Below are 18,683 nucleotides of genomic sequence, written 5' to 3' on the forward strand. Positions count from 1 at the left end.
AGGCTGGATCGGGGCGAGCGAGTCATGAGCCCAACCCGCTCGCGCAGTTCTACCAGCGGAAGATCAGGCTGCCGATCACGGTTGCCGGCGCCCCGCGATAGCAGAAACCTGCCTGACAGGTCTTGTAGTCGCGGTCGAAGACATTGTAGCCGTTCACTTGAAACCGGACACCTTTGTAGCTCGGGTTGATTGCTCCGAAATCGTAGGCCACCAGCGCATCGACCAGCGTCACGGCCGGATTGCGTACCGTGTTCGCGTCGTCGGCAAAGCTGTTCGCGAAGAAGCGAACGCCACCGCCCAGGGTCAGGCCACGCAACACGGAATCCGTCGGAAACAGATAGCTCAGGAAGCTCGTGAAGGTGTCGCCGGGAATGCCGGACAAGTAATTGCCCTCGAGAGTTTGCCCGGCAAAGGCATTCTGTTTCAAATACTGCGCATTCAGATGGGTATAGGCCAGTGTCAGATTTGTGCCGGGCGCCAGATTCGCGATGGCTTCCATCTCGAACCCGCGCGACCGGACTGCGCCCGTGGCCACTTGGAAAGCCAGATTGTTGGGATCGGTCTGCAGCACGCTGCTCTGGACGATGTCGAAGCCCGCGATCCCCGCCTGGATGTTCGTTCCAGGAATGAGATACTTGACGCCGGCCTCGATCTGATCGCCCGTTGCCGGCCGGAACGCGCGGCCGTTGGCATCGGTGCCCGGCTGCGGGGTGAAGTTGGTGGCGTAGCTCGCATAGGGAGCGAGGCCGGGGGCCAGCAGGTAACTCAGCCCGACACGACCCGTGAACGCCTGATCGTTCTGCTGTGAGGCCGCACCGGACACCTCCGTGTTGTTCTGGAACACCCAATCGTAGCGGCCGGTCAGCGTGAGCACGAAACGATCCAGCTTGGCCTGCTCCTGAAGGTAGAGGCCGAGCTGGTCCTGCTTCTGGTAGCTGCGGGCGCCGAGCGCCGGCGTCGGGATGAATTGCTGCCCGTAATTCAGGGTGATGAGGTTGAGGTCCGGAGCGCCGCCGAAACCACTGCGTGTGCTGAAATCGTAATGCGCATAATCGAGGCCGCCCAGCACGGTGTGAGCGACGGGACCGGTCACGAACCGGCCTTCGAGCTGGTTGTCCAGCGTCACTTGGCTCAAGCGCTGCTTGAGAAAGGCCGCCGACCGGCGGGCGGTGGCGGCGTCTGGGTTGATCGCGTCGATCTGTGTGAACTGGTAGGATGTATCCAGATCGTAAAAGCGGAAATTCTGACGGAAGATCAGATCGTTGTCGAACCTATGCTCGAAGGCGTATCCAATCCGGCCTTGTTGCTGCTTGTAGTCGCCGAATGCAGGGTCTCCGGAGTAAAGTCTGGTTATGACGAAGCCGGGCGCGTTGTAGAAGGATGAATTCCCCGGAACCCTCTGATCCTGATACTCGCTCAGGAATGTGAACGTGGTATCGGCGGACGGTTTCCAGGTGAAGGCTGGCGCGATGTAAGTACGATCGTCCGTTCCACCCGGCAGGAAGCTGTTGGCCTGCCGGTGGATCCCGGTCAGGCGATAGGCCACCGTGCCGTCCGTGCCCTCGACGGGACCGCCGATGTCGAAATTGCCCTGGTAGCGGTCGTAATTGCCGATCTGCAACTGCACCTCGCCGAACGGCGTGAAGACCGGGCGCTTCGTGGTGACATCCAGAATGCCGCCCGGGGAGCCCAGGCCGTAAAGGCCGGATGCGGGGCCGCGCAGGATGGTTGCGGCCTCGATGCCGTAGGGCTCGATGCGGGGGACCGTCAGGCCGGAGGCGAGCTGGCGCAGGCCATCCCGGAAAATGCCATTGTAGGTCAGGCTGAAGCCACGCACGTAGAACGAGTCGTAGCGGGCATCGTAGCCGAACACGTTGGACGACACGCCAGCAACGTATCCAATCGCCTCGTTGACGGTCTGCACGTTGCGATCGTTCAGTTGCTCGCGCGTGACCACCGTCACCGATTGTGGCGTTTCGAGCAGAGGGGTATTGGTCTTGGTCGCGGTCGGACTGATTCGCGCGACATAGCCGGTCACGCCGCTTGGTCCGCCCCCGCCGCCACTGGTCGCTGCACTGTTCTGGCTCGTCGCAACGTTGGTGCCATTGAGGGACGCGCCGGTTCGGGCACCCTCCACCACCAGCTCATCCAGTTGGATCGTGGTGTCCTGCGCCCACACGGGTGCGGTCAGAGCGCTGGACGCGAGGAGAAGACCGGCGAGCCGGGTGCAGCGGGATCGAAGCATGAGACGCACGGGGTGATAACCTTGACCGTAATGGCCTGCACATGCCGTCTCCAAAAATCAAGACACATTGTCAGAAAAACCGCGCACTTCGGAATTAATAAAAAGAGAAAATATGGAAATCGACGCCTTTTCAACAGTTGCAGACCGACTGATTATTGGTTGTATCGAGAAGCAGGTTCGGAGTTGCAATGCCTGCCGACATATGCGCCCATGGCGCGCGCCGTCCTGCTGCCGTAGCCGATGGAGTCTGCAGCCGGAGCAGAGACTCACCGCCTCGGCGTTGAAACCAGAGCGGGGCATCCAGGTTCAAGTCCAGCCATGGCCGGCCGGCGCAGCGCGTCAGGTCATGGTCGGGAATCCTGCTTCATGTCTCACCGGCGTTCGGCATCCTGGTGGCCTTATACGCCTCGCAGGCCTCTCGACAGCGCCGAATGTCAACAAGCGACTATGCCTCATATGACCGATACGATGGTTGCAGACGTAAAAACTTGGGAAATAATTTACGGATCGCCAACCTGTACAGGCGATGGCGTATTCGTCCGGCCTGATGGACGCGGCGCGTGCCTGTTGCCACGGATCGCTGGAGGCGCAGCCTGATGGGGGCGATCCTATCGCGGCGCTCCTTCATGGGGCTCTCTGCTGGCACGTGGCTCCTGTCCGGAACGCCGACCCTCGCGACGATGACGAATCTCGACAAGCCCGCGCAGCTCACCGGCGCAACCAGCTTCGATCTCGGCGGCGGTCAGGGGCGTCCGCCCTGGCGCATCACGCTCTACGTCCCGCCCGGCCCGGCGCCTGCCGCCGGCTGGCCCATCCTCTATCTGCTCGACGGCAATGCCGTGACCGGAACTGCCATCGACATCGAGCGGGTGCAGGCGCCTTACCCGGGCAGCACCGGCATCGGCGCGCGGTTCGCCATCGTCGGGATCGGGTATCCAACGGAGGACGCCTATGACGGGATGCGCCGCTCATGGGACTATACCCCGCCACCGGGTCGATCCTATCCGCCGTACAAACCAGGCGGCCCACCGATTCGAACCGGCGGCAGCCCGGCTTTCCTCGATTTCATCATGACCGAGCTGAAGCCCGCGGTCGAACAACGATGTCAGGTCGATCGGGCGCGGCAAGCTTTATTTGGCCATTCCTTCGGCGGTTTATTCGTTCTCTATGCGCTGACCCAAGTTCCCGATGCTTTCTCGCACTGGATCGCAGCCAGCCCGAGCATCTATTGGGAAGATTCCGTGCTGCTGAAGAGCGTCGATGAGTTCGAGAAGGGGCCGCGCCCATGTGCCAACGTGCTGCTGCTGGCAGGTACTTACGAAGCCGAATTGGCGCCGTTTCAGCGTGATGCTCCAGACCGGGAAGAGCGCCTCGCCCGCCTGCAGCAATCCCGCACGGTGGATTTGGCGCGCCTCATGGCGGACCGACTCGGCAAGCTCCCTGGGCTCACGAGCATGTTCCAGGTCATTCCGAATCGAACTCACATGACATTACTGCCGGAAGCTCTCAACGAAGCGGTAGCGTTCTCTTTTTCTGGAACGACGAAATCGTGCGTGATAGCGAATCCTTGAAACTCGGAGTCATTTCTGAGGCTGATGGTCATAGAGGTGATTATCACTTGCACGTACGAGTTTGAGTTTCGGAAACTCCGTCCGTCGCGGGCGGAACAAGAGCGGGCGGCCACCGTTGCGATGGAACCGTAATCTGAGGGCAAGCGATGGTCGATCTCAACACGGCAACCGCTGAGGAACTGGACAGCGTGCCCGTCCTCAAAGGCCACGGCTTCGAGATCGTGCGCTATCGGGAGGAGCGTGGCCGGTTCACCAGCTTGCGGCAGCTCGATGAAGTGCCGGGCCTCAGCGGCAAGACGGACGGCGTCGCGGATCAGATCACGATCGCTGACACCTAGGCCGCTCCGCCGCCTCCCGCCCTGCAGACGTGGGCATCGAGAAACACCGTTCTTAGAGCAACTTCCGACGAAGCGGATCCCGGGTCGTCGCAGACAATGCGGTAAAATCAAAGACCTGGAGCGGCGCCCGATCGCAGCGTGATCGGGCGCCGCTCTACAGCCCGTCTGCAAAACCGATCGTGAGGTCGGGGCGAGCGCTCCTGGCTACATCTCGGCGATCGAGATTCGGCGGGCGGCTGCGCCGACAGCGCGTCGCCTGTCTCTCGGATGATCGTTGGTGGGATGCTGAAGCCGTATGGCGACATGGCCCGGGCCGGCCTCCGCGGCGCATCCCGGCGGCGGATCCATTGGCGGCGATCCGCACGATGCGAATGGGGCCGGCTCACCGCTAACCACGACACCTTCGGCAAACCGGACAGCAACCTCGCGGCAATCTGCCAGCGCTGTCGCAGGCTATCCGATCGGCTCAGGCACCGACGACGGCGCGGGCTGACTCTGTTCCCGTGCAACGCCGCAGGTGAGCCGTTCCGTGCGTCCTGCCGGCTTGCGCGCCTGACCGCATCGCGCAGACTGGCCCGGCGCAGGATCAGAGCCTGGCCGGGCGCGGTCGCATGTAAGGTCTTCAAAGAGCCATACGTCGGAGATCAGGTTTCACCTTTCCGTTGATGTCAAGGTTGGAACAGCCAAGGATCAACTATCCTAAGATACAATCCAGTGGCATCGCCCGGCTTGTCTTTTTGACGACAGGATGGCCGGAGTGACATGGGGACAAGGATTGACTGGTGGGCGGGTTCCATTCCCCGGCGGTGATTTCGTTTGTGCGCTGCATCAGCCGCTCTCCTGCTCGCCATCGAGGGGGTTGCCGGTTGCGCCCGACGAGCCATATGGCCGCCATGGCCGAGCCGAACGTGATCGTTTTCAAGCCCGTCTCGCCCCTCGACGGCGAGCCGATCCTTGATGCCGCAACGCGGGAGCGGCTGGGACGGGAGCTGCAAGCCCTCTATGCGCCCGTCCTCGACGAGGTGCTTGATCCCCGCTTGGCCGAACTGCTCGAGCAGCTGGCACTGGATCGTGCCGCCATACGTCGCGACTGATCGGTTGTCCGGACGATCGCTTCCGGACCACGGATCACAAGCCCGCGCGGCGATCGAGCGAAGCCGGTTTCCGCAGTGCGACGCGATGGCCTCATACGGTTTCCGGATGATCGCTTCGCGATGCGGAAACCGGCCTCGCTCAGGCGCCGCGCGGGCTCGTGATACGGTTTCCGAAAGTGGTCTTCCGGAAACCGTATCAGCCATCGCCGAGCCATCAATCGGACATCGGATGACGAGCCGGAACAGCGCGCGCCTCGCCCATCCTAAGATGGTCCGACCGTTGAGGCGCAGGACGTGACGCTCGTCGCGCGGGGGCTCGGCATCGGCCCCTTCGATCCATTCGGGGCCGCCACCCTGGGGGACCAGGGTTTCCCTGCGCTGGGCGAGCGCGATTCCGCGCCAGGGCCGATATCCGCATCCGCCGGCAAGGCTCTCCTGCGATGATCATCCGGCGGCTCGCGGGCCGAGAGGTCTACGCGCTCGCGTGCTCCGCCACGTAGCGGCCGAGCGCGCTTGCGGCGTTGAGCATGTGGGCGCGCATCCGCCGCGCCGCGGCGTCGCCGTCGCCCTCCGCGATCGCCCGCAGGATCTCGCCGTGCTCGGCATGCGAGCGCCGGATGCGCTCGCCGTGGCGCAACTGCGTGCGGCGGAAGGCCGACAGGCGCGCCCGGATGGTCAGCGCCTGCTCGGCCATGAAGCCGTTGTGGGTCGCGCGGTACAGGCCTTCGTGGAAGGCGCGGTTCTGGGCGTCGTAGGCGTCATAGTCCTGCGCGGCCACCGCCACGGCCGACTGCTCGTGCAGGTTCATGAGGGCGCTGAGTTCGAGCGGCGTCATCCGGTAGGTGGCCAGCCGCACGCAGAGCGCCTCGAACTCCGCCGTGGTCTCGAACATCTCCATGATCCGCTCAGGCGTCATGCGCGTGACCACGACCCCGCGCCGCGGCCGCACCTCGACGAGGCCGCTGGAGGCGAGCTGGCGCAAGGCCTCGCGCACCGGGGTGCGCGAGGCGCCGAAGCGGTCGGCGAGGTCCTGCTCGTCCAAGGCGACGCCCGCCGGGAGGGCGCCGGAGGCGATCTCGTCCGTCAGGGCGTTGCGGATCTGGTCGGAGAGGAGACCCCGCCCTTCGACACTGCCGTCCATGGCGTCACCATCGTTCGTCTCGCCGGGCGCACCCGCCCGGTCGAGTTCCGCCCCCGTCATCCCACGAGCGCCCGCACGATCAGGAACAGCAGCGAGGGGCCCACGAGGCAGCCGATGCCGGTGTGGAACGTCGCCGTCAACGCCCCGTAGGGAACGAGCTTCGGATCGGTGGCGGCGAGCCCGCCCGCGACGCCGCTCACCGTGCCCATCAGGCCGCCATAGGCCATCGCCGAGCGCGGATTGTCGAGGCCGATCAGCCGGGCGACCAGGGGCGTGCCCACCATCACCATCACGGCCTTGGTGACGCCCGTGGCGATCGAGAGGGCCATCACGGTCGAGTCGGCGCCGAGGGCCGCACCCGTCACCGGCCCGACGATGTAGGTGATGGCGCCCGCCCCGATCGTCGTGATCGAAACCGCGTCGTGGTAGCCGAAGGCCGCCGCCGTCAGCGTCCCGACGATGAAGGGCAGCACCGTGCCGAGGGCGAGCGCGACGACGCCGAGCAATCCCGCGCGGCGCGCCTCGATGACATCCACCTCGAAGGCGGTGGCGACGATCGCGAAGTCGCGCAGCATCGCCCCGCCCATCAGGCCGATCCCGGCGAAGGCCGGGATGTCGGCCAGGCCCCGCTTGCCGCCCGTGACGAGCCCGCCGAGATAGGCGAGCGCGAGGCCGAGCACGATGGCGATGGCCGAGCCGTGAACGCGCCCGCGCGTCACGCGTTTGCCGATCAGGTTCGACACCAGCATCAGGCCGCCGATGACCGCGAAGGCCGCCACGAGGCTCTGTTCGACGAAGACATGATCCAGCATGTGCAGCATGGGGGTCACCTCCGGGCCGGCGTGGGATAGGGCGCCTCGTCGGTGTCGCCCGCGATCACCGAGCCGCCGTGTTCGACCTCGGCGCTGTCCTTCGCCGGCTGGCCGCCGATCCGGCCGAGCAGAGCCGTCGCGGCGAAGCAGAGGAGCACGCTGCCGACCGCCGCGATGATCACGATCGGGCCGCCGCTCACCGCCGCGACGACGTTCTGCTGCGCGGCCATGGCCACCACGATCGGGATGTACATGGTCGCCCAGAACTCGACACCGAGCTGGGTGGCGTGGCCGAGCCGGCCGTGACGCACGAGCCAGACCCGGGCGGCGATCAGCAGCATCATGGCGATGCCGACGCCGCCGACATTCGCTTTCACGTTGAGCGCGATCCCGAGCAGGTCACCCAGGAACACCCCGATCAGGGTGCAGAGCGCGAGGAGCGCGACGCCGAGGATCGTCATCGGCCGTCCTCCCCGCGCGTTCCCGCCCGCACGGATCTGCGGCCCGGACAGGGCCCTGCGCATGCACTCGCCATGCGGCGCCTCCTTCCCGTATCCCTAGTTTTGTTCTGACCATCCATTCGTATACATGTTCTTGACGTCGACGCAAGATGGAATACAAAGAGGCCCCATCAAGGCGTTCTCGAATGCGGCCAAGGTCGAACAGCGAGAATGCGTATACGCAGGCACCCCAGCAGGGAGCGGACCGGATGAGCGGCTGGCATCAGGAGCGGACAGCCCGCGACGCGCGGATCGCGGCGGGCCGCGCCCACGCCACGGGCAAGGTCGTGGCGGCCGACAAGGCGGTCGAGCTGCTGGAGGCGGTGCTCCGGCCGGGCGACCGGGTCTGCCTGGAGGGCGACAACCAGAAGCAGGCGGACTGCCTCGCGCGGGCCCTGAGCCGGTGCGACCCGGCCCGCGTGCACGACCTGCACATGGTCCAGTCCGGCATCGTGCTACCGGAGCACCTCGACATCTTCGAGCAGGGGATCGCCAAGCGCCTCGATTATTCCTATTCGGGGCCGCAGGGCGGGCGCATCGCCCGCATGCTCTACGGCGGGCAGATCGAACTCGGGGCGGTGCACACCTACCTGGAGCTGTTCGCCCGCTACTTCGTCGACCTCACCCCGACCGTGGCGCTGATCGCGGGGGTCTCGGCCGACCGCGACGGCAACCTCTACACCGGGCCGAACACCGAGGACACGCCGACCGTCGTGGAGGCCACCGCCTTCAAGAACGGCGTCGTGGTGGCGCAGGTCAACGAGATCGTCGACCGCGTGCCGCGCGTCGACATTCCGGGCGACCGGGTCGACTTCGTGGTCGAGGCCGACGCGCCCTTCTACGTCGAGCCGCTGTTCACCCGCGATCCCGCGGCGATGACCGAGACGCAGATCCTGATGGCCATGATGGCGATCAAGGGCATCTACGCGGAGTACGGCATCCGCCGCCTCAACCACGGCATCGGCTTCGGCACCGCCGCGATCGAGCTGCTGCTGCCGACCTATGCCGAGCGGCTCGGGCTGAAAGGCAGGATCGCCACGCACTGGGCGCTCAATCCCCACCCGACCCTGATCCCGGCGATCGAGTCGGGCTGGGTCCGCCAGGTCCACTGCTTCGGCTCCGAAGTCGGCATGGACCGCTACATCCGCGAGCGCCCGGACGTGTTCTTCACCGGCAGCGACGGATCCTTGCGCTCCAACCGCGCCTTCTGCCAGACGGCCGGGCTCTACGCCTGCGACCTCTTCATCGGCTCGACCCTGCAGATCGACCTCATGGGTCACTCCTCGACGGTGACGCAGTCGCGCGTGGCCGGCTTCGGCGGCGCACCCAACATGGGCTCGGACCCGCACGGGCGGCGGCACCCCTCCGACACCTGGATGAAGGCGGGGCGGGAGGCGCAGGGCGCGGGCGATCCGGCCCTGAGACGCGGGCGCAAGCTCGTGGTGCAGATCGTCGAGACCTTCGGCGAGAAGCTCGTCCCGGCCTTCGTGGAGCGGCTCGACGCGCTCGAACTCGCCCGGAAGCTCGGGCTCGAACTCGCCCCCGTGATGGTCTACGCCGACGACGTCACCCACATCGTCACCGAGGAGGGCATCGCCAACCTCCTCCTCTGCCGCACGGCCGACGAGCGCGAGCAGGCGATCCGCGGGGTGGCGGGCTACACCGAGGTGGGTCGCGGGCGCGATCGCGCCATGGTCGAGCGCCTGCGGGAGCGGGGCATCGTGCGCCGCCCGGAGGATCTCGGCATCGAGCCCCTCGATGCCGACCGCTCCCTGCTGGCGGCGAAGTCGATCAAGGACCTCGTGCACTGGTCGGGCGGCCTCTACGAGCCGCCGGCGAAGTTCCGCAACTGGTGAGGCCGCGATGGAAAAGCTCAGCTTCCGATACACGACGCGCCGCGCGCTGCCGGGCGCCAAGGCGCAGGCCATCATCGGCGTGGTCGCCTCCGGCAACCTCGAAGTGCTCATGGAGCGCGTGCTGCCGCCGACCGACTGCACGGTCGAGATCGAGACCTCGATCCACGGCTACGGCGAGGTCTGGGCGGCGGTGGTGGCCGATTTCGTCGCCCGCGCCGAGCCCGGGGGCCTGCGCATCACCGTCAACGACGGAGGCGCGCGCCCCGACACCGTGTCCCTGCGCCTCCTCCAGGGCGCCCGACTGATGGAGGCCTGACGTGAGCGAGCGGATCACCGACCCCAAGGCCGCGAGCTGGTACGAGGCGAGCGCCCGCGCCCGCCTCGACGGACTCCTCGATGCAGGCAGCTTCCGCGAATTCATCGGCCCCGAGCAGCGCCGGATGAGCCCGCACCTGCCGCTGTTCGACCTCCCGCGCGCCTTCGACGACGGCATGATCGTCGGGGCGGGCCGCCTCGACGGAAAGCCCGTCCTCGCCGCCGCGCAGGAGGGCCGCTTCATGGGCGGCGCCTTCGGCGAGGTGCACGGCGCCAAGCTCGTCGGGCTGCTGCGCGCCGCCCTCGTCTCGACGCCCGCGGCGGTGCTGATCCTGTTCGATACCGGCGGCGTGCGCCTGCAGGAGGCCAATGCCGGCGAGACCGCGATCGCCGAGGTGATGCGTGCCATCACGGAGGTGCGCGCGGCCGGCGTGCCGGTGATCGGGCTGATCGGAGGCCGGGCCGGGGCCTATGGCGGGGGCGGGCTGATCGCGGCCACCTGCTCGCGGCTCGCGGTCTCGGAGGGCGGGCGCATCAGCGTCTCGGGGCCGGAGGTGATCGAGACGAACAAGGGGGCGGAGGAATTCGATTCCCGCGACCGCGCCCTCGTCTGGCGCACCATGGGCGGCAAGCACCGGCGCCTCACCGGTGGCGCGGACGCCTTCGCGGACGACACGGTCGCGGCCTTCCGGCAGGCGGCCCTCGCGCTGATGGCGCGCGCGCCGGCCTTCGACCTCGCGACGCTGGAGGCCGAGCAGGCGCGGCTCGAGGAGCGCCTCGCGCGCTTCGGCGCGTGCCGTGACGGCACCGAGATCTGGGCGCGGCTCGGGGTGAACGACCCGGCGGCGGTGCCCGGGATGACGACGGCCGAGTTCGACGCCCTGCTCGCCAACCTCGGGGAGACGACCCATGACGCTCGCTGAGATCCTGTCCTCGCTGTTCCCCGAGGGGCATGCCGTCACCGTGGCGGACGGTCTCGTGAGCGGGGAGGGACCGTTCCGGGGCGGCCGGCTCGTCGTCATCGGCATCGACGGCGACGCACCGCTCGGCGTCGAGGGGGCCTGCCGGCTCGCGGCCCATGTCCTCGATGAGGTGCGCCGGGGCGAGGGCACGCCGATTCTCGTCGCGATCGATTCCGACAGTCAGCGCATGAGCCGGCGCGACGAACTGCTCGGTCTCAACGAGTACCTCGCGCACCTTGCGAAGACGCTGCTGCTCGCCGACGCGAAGGGCCATCCGACGGTCGGGCTGATCTACGGGCACTCGGCGGCGGGGGCCTTCATCGCGACGGCGCTCGCGACCCGGGTCCTCGTCGGCCTGCCCGGGGCGAGCCCGAGCGTGATGGACCTGCCCTCGGTCGCCCGCGTGACGAAGCTGCCCCTCGACCGGTTGGAGGCGATGGCGCGGGACACGCCGGTCTTCGCGCCCGGCCTCGACAACATGGTGCGGACCGGCGCCGTCCAGGCGGTCCTCGACCCGGATCGTCCGCTGGCGCCCCAGCTCGCCGCCGTGATCGACGCGATGCCGGCCGAGGACGCCCGCGACCGCGCCGGGCGCGAGCGCGGGGGGCGGCCGGTGGCGGAAGAGATCGCCGCGCAGGTGGTGCGGGAGGCCGCCCTTGGCTGAGTCCTACCGGCGCCACGACCTCCTCGCCGTGGAGCCGGGGGCGTGGGCGGCCGTGCTGACCGGCCGACCGGACCTCGCGGGCGTCCCGCACGTTGCGGCATGGGCGGCGATGGGGCGGCCGGTCATCCTGCGCCGATCCCATCCGGGGGAGGAGGGGCGGGTTCCGGCCGGCCTGCCGCTGCCGCCGCGGGACGGCAAGCGCCGCATCGGCCTTTCCCTTCCGCCCGTTTCGGTCCGGCTGCGCGCCCCGGTCGCCCTGTCCGAGGCGCGCGGCGCCTGCCCGGGACCTTGGGCGGCGACGGTCTCGGAGGTCGTCGCCCTCGGCGAGGAGCACGGCCTCGCGCCGCGTCCGTTCGGAAGCCTGCTCTGGCAGAGCCTGACGGGGCTGCCCTACCTGTCCGAGACCTCCGACCTCGACCTGCTCTGGCCCGTCGCCGGGGCGGTCCCGCGCGGCCTCCTCGATGGCCTCGCGGCCATCGAGGCGCGGGCGCCGATGCGCCTCGACGGCGAGATCCTGCTGCCCGGCGGGGGCGGCGTGAACTGGCGCGAATTGCACGCCGCCGCCCCGGGCGACGCCGTGCTCGTCAAGCACCGCGACCGCCTCGGCCTGCGCGAGGCCGCCGCCGTTCTGGCGGGAGATCCCGAATGAGCGCGCGTCCCGCCATCCCGCCATGCGCGGGGGAGGAGGACCACCGCGTCGCGGCCGCGGCCGCGATCGCGAGAGCCGCCGCGGCCGCGTTGCGGTGCGAACTCGACACCTATCCCAAGCCCGGCCTCGTCAGCCCCGTCGATTCCGGCAGCCACGCGGACATGGATGCGGGGACGTTCCGGGCGAGCGCCGCGGCGATCACGCCCTTCTTCGCCGACCTCGCGCTCGCCGGGGCGGCAGCGGCGCCGATGCCGGCCCTGCGCCGCATCGGCCTCGACGCGGAGGCCGCGATGCGGGCGGCGACGGGCGGCGTGAACACGCATCGCGGCGCCATCTTCGGGCTCGGCCTTCTCTGCGCCGCGGCCGGCGCCCTGCCGGCCGCGGCGGCGGGGGCGCTGGGCCGGCTCGTCCGGGAGCGCTACGGCGAGGCGATCCTCGCCGGTCCGGTCCTGCTCCACGCGCCGGGTGCGCGGGCGCGTCGGCGCCACGGCGTCGGAGGGGCGCCGGCCGAGGCCGCCGCGGGCTTCCCCGCCCTCTACCGGGTCGGCCTGCCGGCCCTGCGCCGGGGCCGGCGGCTTCACCCCGGCGACCCGGACGCGGCGCGGGTCGAGACCTGCCTCGCCCTGATCGCGCATCTCGAGGACACGAACCTCCTGCACCGGGGCGGCCCCGAGGGCTACGCCTTCGCGCGGATGCAAGCCGCGCGATTCATCACGGACGGGGGTGTGGCCCAGCCCGATTGGCGCGACCGCGCCCAGGCGATCCACCATGCCTTCGTGGCCCGCAACCTCAGCCCCGGCGGCGCCGCGGACCTCCTCGCCATGACGCTGTTCGTCGACGGTTTCGAGGCGGCGCCGTGACCCTCGCGGTGCTCCTCTCCGGCCAGGGCGGCCAGCATCCCGCCATGTTCGACCTCACGGCGGACGTGCCGGCCGCCGAGCCGGTCTTCGCGGCAGCCGCGCACCTCCTCGGGCGCGACCCGCGGGCGCTCGTCAGGTCCGCAGGGGCGGACCTGCACGGCAACCGCACCGGGCAGATCCTCTGCTGCGCCGCCGCCCTGGCGGGGTGGACCGTCGTCGCGGCGGCCCGCCCGGCCCGCGCGATCGTGGCGGGCTACAGCATCGGCGACCTCGCGGCCTGGGGCTGCGCGGGCCGCCTCGATCCGGAGACCGTGCTGCGCCTCGCGGCCGCCCGCGCGGAGGCGATGGACGCGGCCTCGCCCGCGGGGGCGGGGCTCGCCGGCATCCGGGGCCTGAGCCTCGCGGCCATTGCGGGGCTCGCCGCGAAGCACGGTTGTCACTTGGCCATCCGCAACGCGGCCGACAGCGGGGTGGTCGGCGGCGCGGCGGGTGCGCTCGACGCCCTCTGCGGTGATGCCCTGGCGGACGGGGCGCGGCGCGCCGTGGTGCTGCCGGTGCACACGCCCTCGCATACGCCGCTCCTGGCGGAGGCGAGCCGGCGCTTCGAGGAGAGTCTCGCACGGGTGCACCCTCGGGCTCCGCCGCCGGGCGCCCCGCGGCTGATCAGCGGGCTCGACGGTGCGGCGGTCTTCGATGTCCGGTCGGGCTTGGCCAAGCTGGCGCGGCAGATCTCGCAGACGATCGACTGGGCCGGCTGCCTGGAGGCCTGCCGGGAATACGGGGCCGACACCGTGTTGGAACTCGGCCCCGGCCACGCGCTCGCCACCATGGCCCGGGACGCGATTCCCGGCGCCCGCGTGCACGCACTCGACGAGTTCCGCTCGGCATCCGGAATCGCCGACTGGATCAGGGGCGCCTGAGGAGACCCCCGGTCACCGCCGGCATGGGCCAGCGCGGCCTCGCCGAACCGGCGGACCGGCGAGAGCGGCGGCTGCATTCGATCGGGCGCAGCCGCCGCTCCTCCGGCCTGGAGGCTCAGCTGAAGGTGAAGTTGGCAGCCGTCAGGCTCGATGCCTGGAAGTTCTGGAGCGTGATCGTGTCGCCCGAGCCATAGGAGATGACCGTATCGGACCCGACTTGCTGTGTCGCCGCTTGAACACCCGCGAACGACGTGAACGCCCCGCCATTGAAGGCGATCACATCCTCGCCCGTCACGAAGTCGCGGACGAGGTCCTGGCCGTCACCCTGTCCGAAAGCAAAGATGTCGTTGCCTGCTCCGCCGACCAGCTCATCGTTGCCGGCATTGCCGAACAAGAGATCATTGCCCTCTTCACCGTAGAGGCTGTCGATTCCGGCTCCGCCCGACAGGTTGTCGTTGCCTTGGCCGGCACCGATAAAGTCGTTGCCGTCCTCTCCGAGCAACTCGTCGTTGCCGAATTCGCCGAACAGGACGTCGTTGCCCAGCCCGCCCAGTGCGCGGTCGTCATCGGCACCGGCGAAAATGCGATCATCGCCGGCATCGCCGTAGAGGACGTCGGTCCCGGCATCGCCGTAGAGCGAGTCGTTTCCCAGATCGCCGTCGACAAGGTCGTTCCCATTGCCGCCAAGCACCGTGTCGTTGTCGTCGCCGCCCGCGACGAAATCGTCACCGTCTTCGCCACTCACGAAATCGAAGCCGGCTTCACCGACGAAGAAGTCGTTGCCGGCACCACCATACAGGATATCGTCGCCGGGATTTCCCGCGGCGTAATCGTCGCCTTCGTTGCCGAAGATGGTGTCGTTGCCGGCTTCGCCGATCAGCTGGTCGTTGCCGCCCCGGCCATAAATGATGTCCGCACCGGGACCACCGGCTGCATAATCCGTGTCGTCACCCGTATCGATGATGTCGTCACCGGCCTGTCCGTCGATGCGGTCGAAACCAGGCCCGCCGTTGATCTCGTCATTGCCGAGCAGGCCGAGCAGAACGTCGTTGCCGGCGAGACCATTGATGCGGTCGGCATCATTCGTTCCGATGAGCTGATCCGGTCCAGGGGTGCCGTCGATGGTAGCCATGCTGCTCTCTCCCGTCCCTATGAGGGCGGCGACCAACCAGCGGCAATGGGCGGTGTTCCTTGTCGGATTCGAGAAAATGACCAATACAACATATGTTGTCGCCGCTTGAGCTGCGGTATCGTGTGCATAGCAGTATCATTTAAGTGACTGCTTGATTTGAATTATTTAGCGCCGAGTTGAATAGCTCAGCTCAATCGGGCGGCCTGAATTCCCGTTGGGAGTTTTCCTGTTCCTCACTCCCATGCTTTTGGGCCGGTCATCTCAACGAAGGCAGCTCGAATTATCGAATTCGCAAGCTTCATCCGAAGCAGATGGAGGTGAGATCGGCAGAAATTCCCAAAAATTTGTCGGGCGTCTCGCCAACATCCTCTTGGCTTGGCGGGATCGCTGCACCGCGGCATGCAGTGTTGAAGGGCAGGGCCGCACCAGGTTCGCGGTTGTATTGGTCTCCGCGGGCATGTCTCTCCCTAGACTTCGGCATGCACGACCAAGCAGCATTCTTTTTTGACATGGAGCGGCGTCTGCTCGTCTGGAGCTTGCCCTGTCTGCCCTGCCATCACGCCGGCCCTGCCGCTCTGCTTGGCCAGCGTCGCCTGCGGCTCGCCCGCTGGCACGCTCCAAGGCGCCTGATGAGGCCCCCCCCGCAGGGCAGACTGCCCGATGATGCGAGCCTCGGTACCGGAGGCCTTCCGGCGATCGGCTGGATTATTCCGTTAGACGCAATGATGAACTGCCGAGAACGCTCATTCCCGGTCCGAATGAGGGGCGGCACTCTCCGGGAAGGCCTCGGGACAGACCCGGCCACGGAGCGAGGACGGCGATCATGAAGCTCTACCACCATCCCCTGTCGGGCCACGCGCACCGGGCGCGCCTCTTCCTCTCGCTGGTGGGCGTGCCGCACGAGTTGATCGAGGTCGATCTGAAGGCTGGCGCCCACAAGAAGCCTGAGTTCCTCGCGCTCAATCCGTTCGGTCAGGTTCCGGTGCTCGATGACGACGGCACGGTGGTCTCGGACTCGAATGCCATTCTGGTCTACGTCGCCAAGACGCTGGGACGGACCGAGTGGCTGCCCGAGGATGCGCGCGGCTCGGCCGCCGTCCAGCGCTGGCTGTCGGTTGCCGCCGGCGAGGTGGCCTACGGCCCCGCGGCGGCGCGCCTCGTCACGGTGTTCGGCGCGAAATTCAACCCGGAGGAGGTGATCGGCCGGGCGCACACGCTCCTCGGCCGGCTCGAAGCCCATCTCGCCGGCCGCGACTGGCTCGTCGGCCACCGTCCGACCATCGCGGACGTCGCGGTCTACAGCTACGTGGCCCGGGCGCCCGAGGGCAATGTCGACCTGTCGGGCTACCCGGACGTCAACACCTTCCTGCGCCGGATCGAGGACCTGCCGGGCTTCGTCCCCTTCGCCCGGACGCCCGCCGGCCTCACCGCCGCCGCGTGATCAGCCCGGATGCGCCAACCGGCGCGCCCGACCGAACCGAGTGGAGGGCGAGGCGATGAGTGACGTTCCGGGCAGGTCCGTGCCGGCCATGTCCGTGCCGGCCATGCCGAAGCTGCCGACCTGGCACGCCGGCGAGAAGGCCATTCAGGAGCGGGTCGGCGTCGCCGACAAGATGGAGCAGGTCGGCCAGCGGGTGGTGCGGGACTACCTGCCCGACCAGCACCGCGAGTTCTACGCCCAGATCCCCTTCATCGTCCTGGGCAGCGTCGACCGCCATGGGGACGCCTGGGCCACGCTCCTGGCCGGCGGCGCCGGCTTCATCGCCTCCCCTTCGGCCCACGCCCTCGCCATGAGGGCGCGGCCCGACCCCAGCGATCCCGCGAGCGAGGGCACGCAGGACGGCGACGCCGTCGGCCTGCTCGGGATCGAGCTGCATACCCGCCGCCGCAACCGCGTGAACGGGATCGTCCGGGCGTCGGCCGGCGGCGCCATGCACGTCGCGGTCGATCAGAGCTTCGGCAACTGCCCCCAATACATCCAGTTACGCGACGTCGCGTTCGTCCGTGATCCGCGCGAGCCGTTCACGGGCGCCGTCGAGGAGAGTTCCGGACTCGACGAGGCGGCGCGCGGCCTGATCGAGGCGGCGGACACCTTTTTCGTGAGCTCCTACGCGGAGCGCGAGGACCGGCGCCAGGTCGATGTCTCGCACCGCGGCGGCAAGGCGGGCTTCGTACGCGTCGCCGGCGACGGCACCCTGACCATCCCGGATTTCGCCGGCAACCTGTTCTTCGCCACGCTCGGCAACATCCTCTCGAACGGCAAGGCGGGGCTGGTCTTCGCCGATTTCGAGACGGGGGATCTCCTGCAGATGACCGGCGAGGCCGAGGTGATCCTCGACTCGCCCGAGATCGCGGCCTTCCAGGGCGCCGAGCGTCTCTGGAGCTTCCGGCCGCGCCGGGTCGTGCGCAGACGGGGGGCCCTTCCGCTGCGCTGGTCCTTCCGGCCGGACGGCTGGTCGCCCAACTCGCTGATGACCGGCGACTGGGGGGAAGCCGCCGACCGCATCCGTGCCGCCGCGCTCGCGACGCGCTGGCGGCCCTTCAGGGTGACGGGGATCGTCGACGAAAGCCGCTCGATCCGCTCGTTTCACATGGTTCCCGACGACGGGGCGGGTCTCATCCCGCATCGCGCGGGGCAGCACCTGCCCATCCGCGTGACGCTTCCCGGATCGGACAAGCCGGTCATCCGGACCTATACGCTGTCGGTCGCACCCTCGGACGCGATCTACCGCATCAGCGTCAAGCGCGAGGGCGCGGTGTCGGGCCACCTGCACGACAAGATCCGGGTCGGCGACCTCATCGAGGCGCGGGCGCCGGAGGGCAGCTTCACCATCGATGCCCAGGCGAAGCGCCCGGCGGTCATGCTGGCGGGCGGCGTCGGGATCACGCCGCTCCTCGCGATGCTGCGGTATCTCGTCTACGACGGGCTGCGCACCCGTGGCATCCGCCCGACCACGCTCTTCCACGCCGCTCACGCGAAGCCCGACCGCCCCTTCGACAGGGAGCTGGCGGACCTCGCCGAGGCGGCGGAGGGCGCCGTGCGGATCGTGCGTGTGCTCAGCAACGACGAGGGCGCACAGGCAGGCGTCGACTACGATGCGGTGGGTCGCATCGACATGGCCCTGCTCACGCGCTTCCTGGCCTTCGCCGATTCCGACTTCTATCTCTGCGGGCCGCCCGCCTTCACTCAGGCGCTCTACGACGGCCTGCGCGCCGACAACGTCGCCGATGACCGGATCCACGCGGAAGCATTCGGTCCCTCCTCGCTGGTCCGGACCGTCGCGGCCACGGCCGCCGTTGCGTCGCGCCCGCCTCCGTCGGCCAAGCCTGTCCCCGTGGCCTTCGTCAACGCCGCCAAGGAGGCGCGCTGGACCCCGGAATCGGGCAGCCTGCTCGACTTGGCCGAAGCCCGAGGTCTCAGTCCCGAGTTCAGTTGCCGGGAGGGACGCTGCGGGACGTGCCGGACCAAGCTGCTGGCCGGAGCGGTGACCTACCTCAAGGAACCGACCGCGGCGGTCGCCGAGGACGAAGTGCTCATCTGCTCGGCGGCGCCGGCCGCGGGCGCGGACCGTGTTCAGCTCGCGCTCTGAGGATCAGCGCAGCTCACACGGTGATCCCGTCCGC

At 68.6% G+C, this 18,683-nt stretch carries 17 protein-coding genes; 12 read left to right on the top strand and 5 right to left on the bottom strand.

Annotated features, from left to right (window positions below):
* Nucleotides 1–49 precede the first annotated feature (49 nt).
* A complete protein-coding gene (locus ACE101_RS13285) occupies nt 50–2,245 on the bottom strand; it encodes a TonB-dependent siderophore receptor (protein ID WP_379138653.1) in 2,196 nt (731 codons plus the stop codon).
* A gap of 680 nt (nt 2,246–2,925) precedes the next feature.
* Between ACE101_RS13285 and ACE101_RS13290 the strand changes: the two genes are divergently transcribed.
* From ACE101_RS13290 to ACE101_RS13300, 3 genes are all read left to right on the top strand, one after another.
* Nucleotides 2,926–3,816: an alpha/beta hydrolase gene (locus ACE101_RS13290; RefSeq protein WP_379130057.1), complete on the top strand. Its 891-nt coding sequence runs from the start codon at nt 2,926–2,928 to the stop codon at nt 3,814–3,816.
* 146 nt (nt 3,817–3,962) lie between these two features.
* Entirely contained in the window at nt 3,963–4,154 is a 192-nt protein-coding gene (locus ACE101_RS13295) for a helix-hairpin-helix domain-containing protein (protein ID WP_379130059.1), read from the top strand.
* 893 nt (nt 4,155–5,047) lie between these two features.
* The gene (locus tag ACE101_RS13300) at nt 5,048–5,248 is read left to right on the top strand and encodes a hypothetical protein (protein ID WP_379130062.1); all 201 of its coding nucleotides are present in this window, start codon (nt 5,048–5,050) and stop codon (nt 5,246–5,248) included.
* A gap of 472 nt (nt 5,249–5,720) precedes the next feature.
* On the opposite strand, the gene ACE101_RS13305 is transcribed toward ACE101_RS13300, so the two are convergent.
* From ACE101_RS13305 to madL, 3 genes are read right to left on the bottom strand one after another with little or no spacing between them, the layout of a single operon-like run.
* A complete protein-coding gene (locus ACE101_RS13305) occupies nt 5,721–6,389 on the bottom strand; it encodes a GntR family transcriptional regulator (RefSeq protein ID WP_379138656.1) in 669 nt (222 codons plus the stop codon).
* Nucleotides 6,390–6,445: 56 nt separating this feature from the next.
* Entirely contained in the window at nt 6,446–7,210 is a 765-nt protein-coding gene (gene madM, locus ACE101_RS13310) for a malonate transporter subunit MadM (RefSeq protein ID WP_379130066.1), read from the bottom strand.
* A 5-nt stretch (nt 7,211–7,215) separates the two neighbouring features.
* Nucleotides 7,216–7,662, bottom strand: coding sequence for a malonate transporter subunit MadL (gene madL / locus ACE101_RS13315; RefSeq protein WP_379130068.1), 447 nt, complete (start codon nt 7,660–7,662; stop codon nt 7,216–7,218).
* 248 nt (nt 7,663–7,910) lie between these two features.
* On the opposite strand from madL, the gene mdcA reads away from it, so the two are divergent.
* From mdcA to ACE101_RS13350, 7 genes are read left to right on the top strand one after another with little or no spacing between them, the layout of a single operon-like run.
* Complete coding sequence (gene mdcA, locus ACE101_RS13320) at nt 7,911–9,557, top strand: malonate decarboxylase subunit alpha (RefSeq protein ID WP_379130070.1); 1,647 nt, start codon at nt 7,911–7,913, stop codon at nt 9,555–9,557.
* Nucleotides 9,558–9,564: 7 nt separating this feature from the next.
* Nucleotides 9,565–9,873 (top strand): malonate decarboxylase acyl carrier protein, encoded by a 309-nt coding sequence (mdcC, locus tag ACE101_RS13325; protein WP_379130073.1) that lies wholly within the window; start codon nt 9,565–9,567, stop codon nt 9,871–9,873.
* A gap of 1 nt (nt 9,874) precedes the next feature.
* The gene (locus ACE101_RS13330; RefSeq protein WP_379130074.1) at nt 9,875–10,795 is read left to right on the top strand and encodes a biotin-independent malonate decarboxylase subunit beta; all 921 of its coding nucleotides are present in this window, start codon (nt 9,875–9,877) and stop codon (nt 10,793–10,795) included.
* Nucleotides 10,782–11,498: a biotin-independent malonate decarboxylase subunit gamma gene (gene mdcE / locus ACE101_RS13335; protein WP_379130077.1), complete on the top strand. Its 717-nt coding sequence runs from the start codon at nt 10,782–10,784 to the stop codon at nt 11,496–11,498. The genes ACE101_RS13330 and mdcE overlap by 14 nt, the downstream gene beginning before the upstream one ends.
* The gene (mdcG, locus tag ACE101_RS13340; RefSeq protein WP_379130079.1) at nt 11,491–12,147 is read left to right on the top strand and encodes a malonate decarboxylase holo-[acyl-carrier-protein] synthase; all 657 of its coding nucleotides are present in this window, start codon (nt 11,491–11,493) and stop codon (nt 12,145–12,147) included. Before mdcE ends, mdcG begins: the two co-directional genes overlap by 8 nt.
* Complete coding sequence (mdcB, locus tag ACE101_RS13345; RefSeq protein WP_379130082.1) at nt 12,144–13,007, top strand: triphosphoribosyl-dephospho-CoA synthase MdcB; 864 nt, start codon at nt 12,144–12,146, stop codon at nt 13,005–13,007. Before mdcG ends, mdcB begins: the two co-directional genes overlap by 4 nt.
* On the top strand, nt 13,004–13,927 hold the full coding sequence (locus ACE101_RS13350; RefSeq protein WP_379130085.1) for an ACP S-malonyltransferase: 924 nt from the start codon (nt 13,004–13,006) through the stop codon (nt 13,925–13,927). The genes mdcB and ACE101_RS13350 overlap by 4 nt, the downstream gene beginning before the upstream one ends.
* A gap of 115 nt (nt 13,928–14,042) precedes the next feature.
* On the opposite strand, the gene ACE101_RS13355 is transcribed toward ACE101_RS13350, so the two are convergent.
* Complete coding sequence (locus ACE101_RS13355; RefSeq protein ID WP_379130087.1) at nt 14,043–15,059, bottom strand: calcium-binding protein; 1,017 nt, start codon at nt 15,057–15,059, stop codon at nt 14,043–14,045.
* 823 nt (nt 15,060–15,882) lie between these two features.
* Between ACE101_RS13355 and ACE101_RS13360 the strand changes: the two genes are divergently transcribed.
* Nucleotides 15,883–16,500, top strand: a complete 618-nt coding sequence (locus tag ACE101_RS13360) for a glutathione S-transferase family protein (protein ID WP_379130090.1) — start codon at nt 15,883–15,885, stop codon at nt 16,498–16,500.
* 55 nt (nt 16,501–16,555) lie between these two features.
* Nucleotides 16,556–18,649 (top strand): 2Fe-2S iron-sulfur cluster-binding protein, encoded by a 2,094-nt coding sequence (locus tag ACE101_RS13365; protein WP_379130092.1) that lies wholly within the window; start codon nt 16,556–16,558, stop codon nt 18,647–18,649.
* Nucleotides 18,650–18,683 lie beyond the last annotated feature (34 nt).

It is taken from the genome of Methylobacterium carpenticola, from assembly GCF_042748905.1.
GTDB classification, from domain to species: domain Bacteria; phylum Pseudomonadota; class Alphaproteobacteria; order Rhizobiales; family Beijerinckiaceae; genus Methylobacterium; species Methylobacterium carpenticola.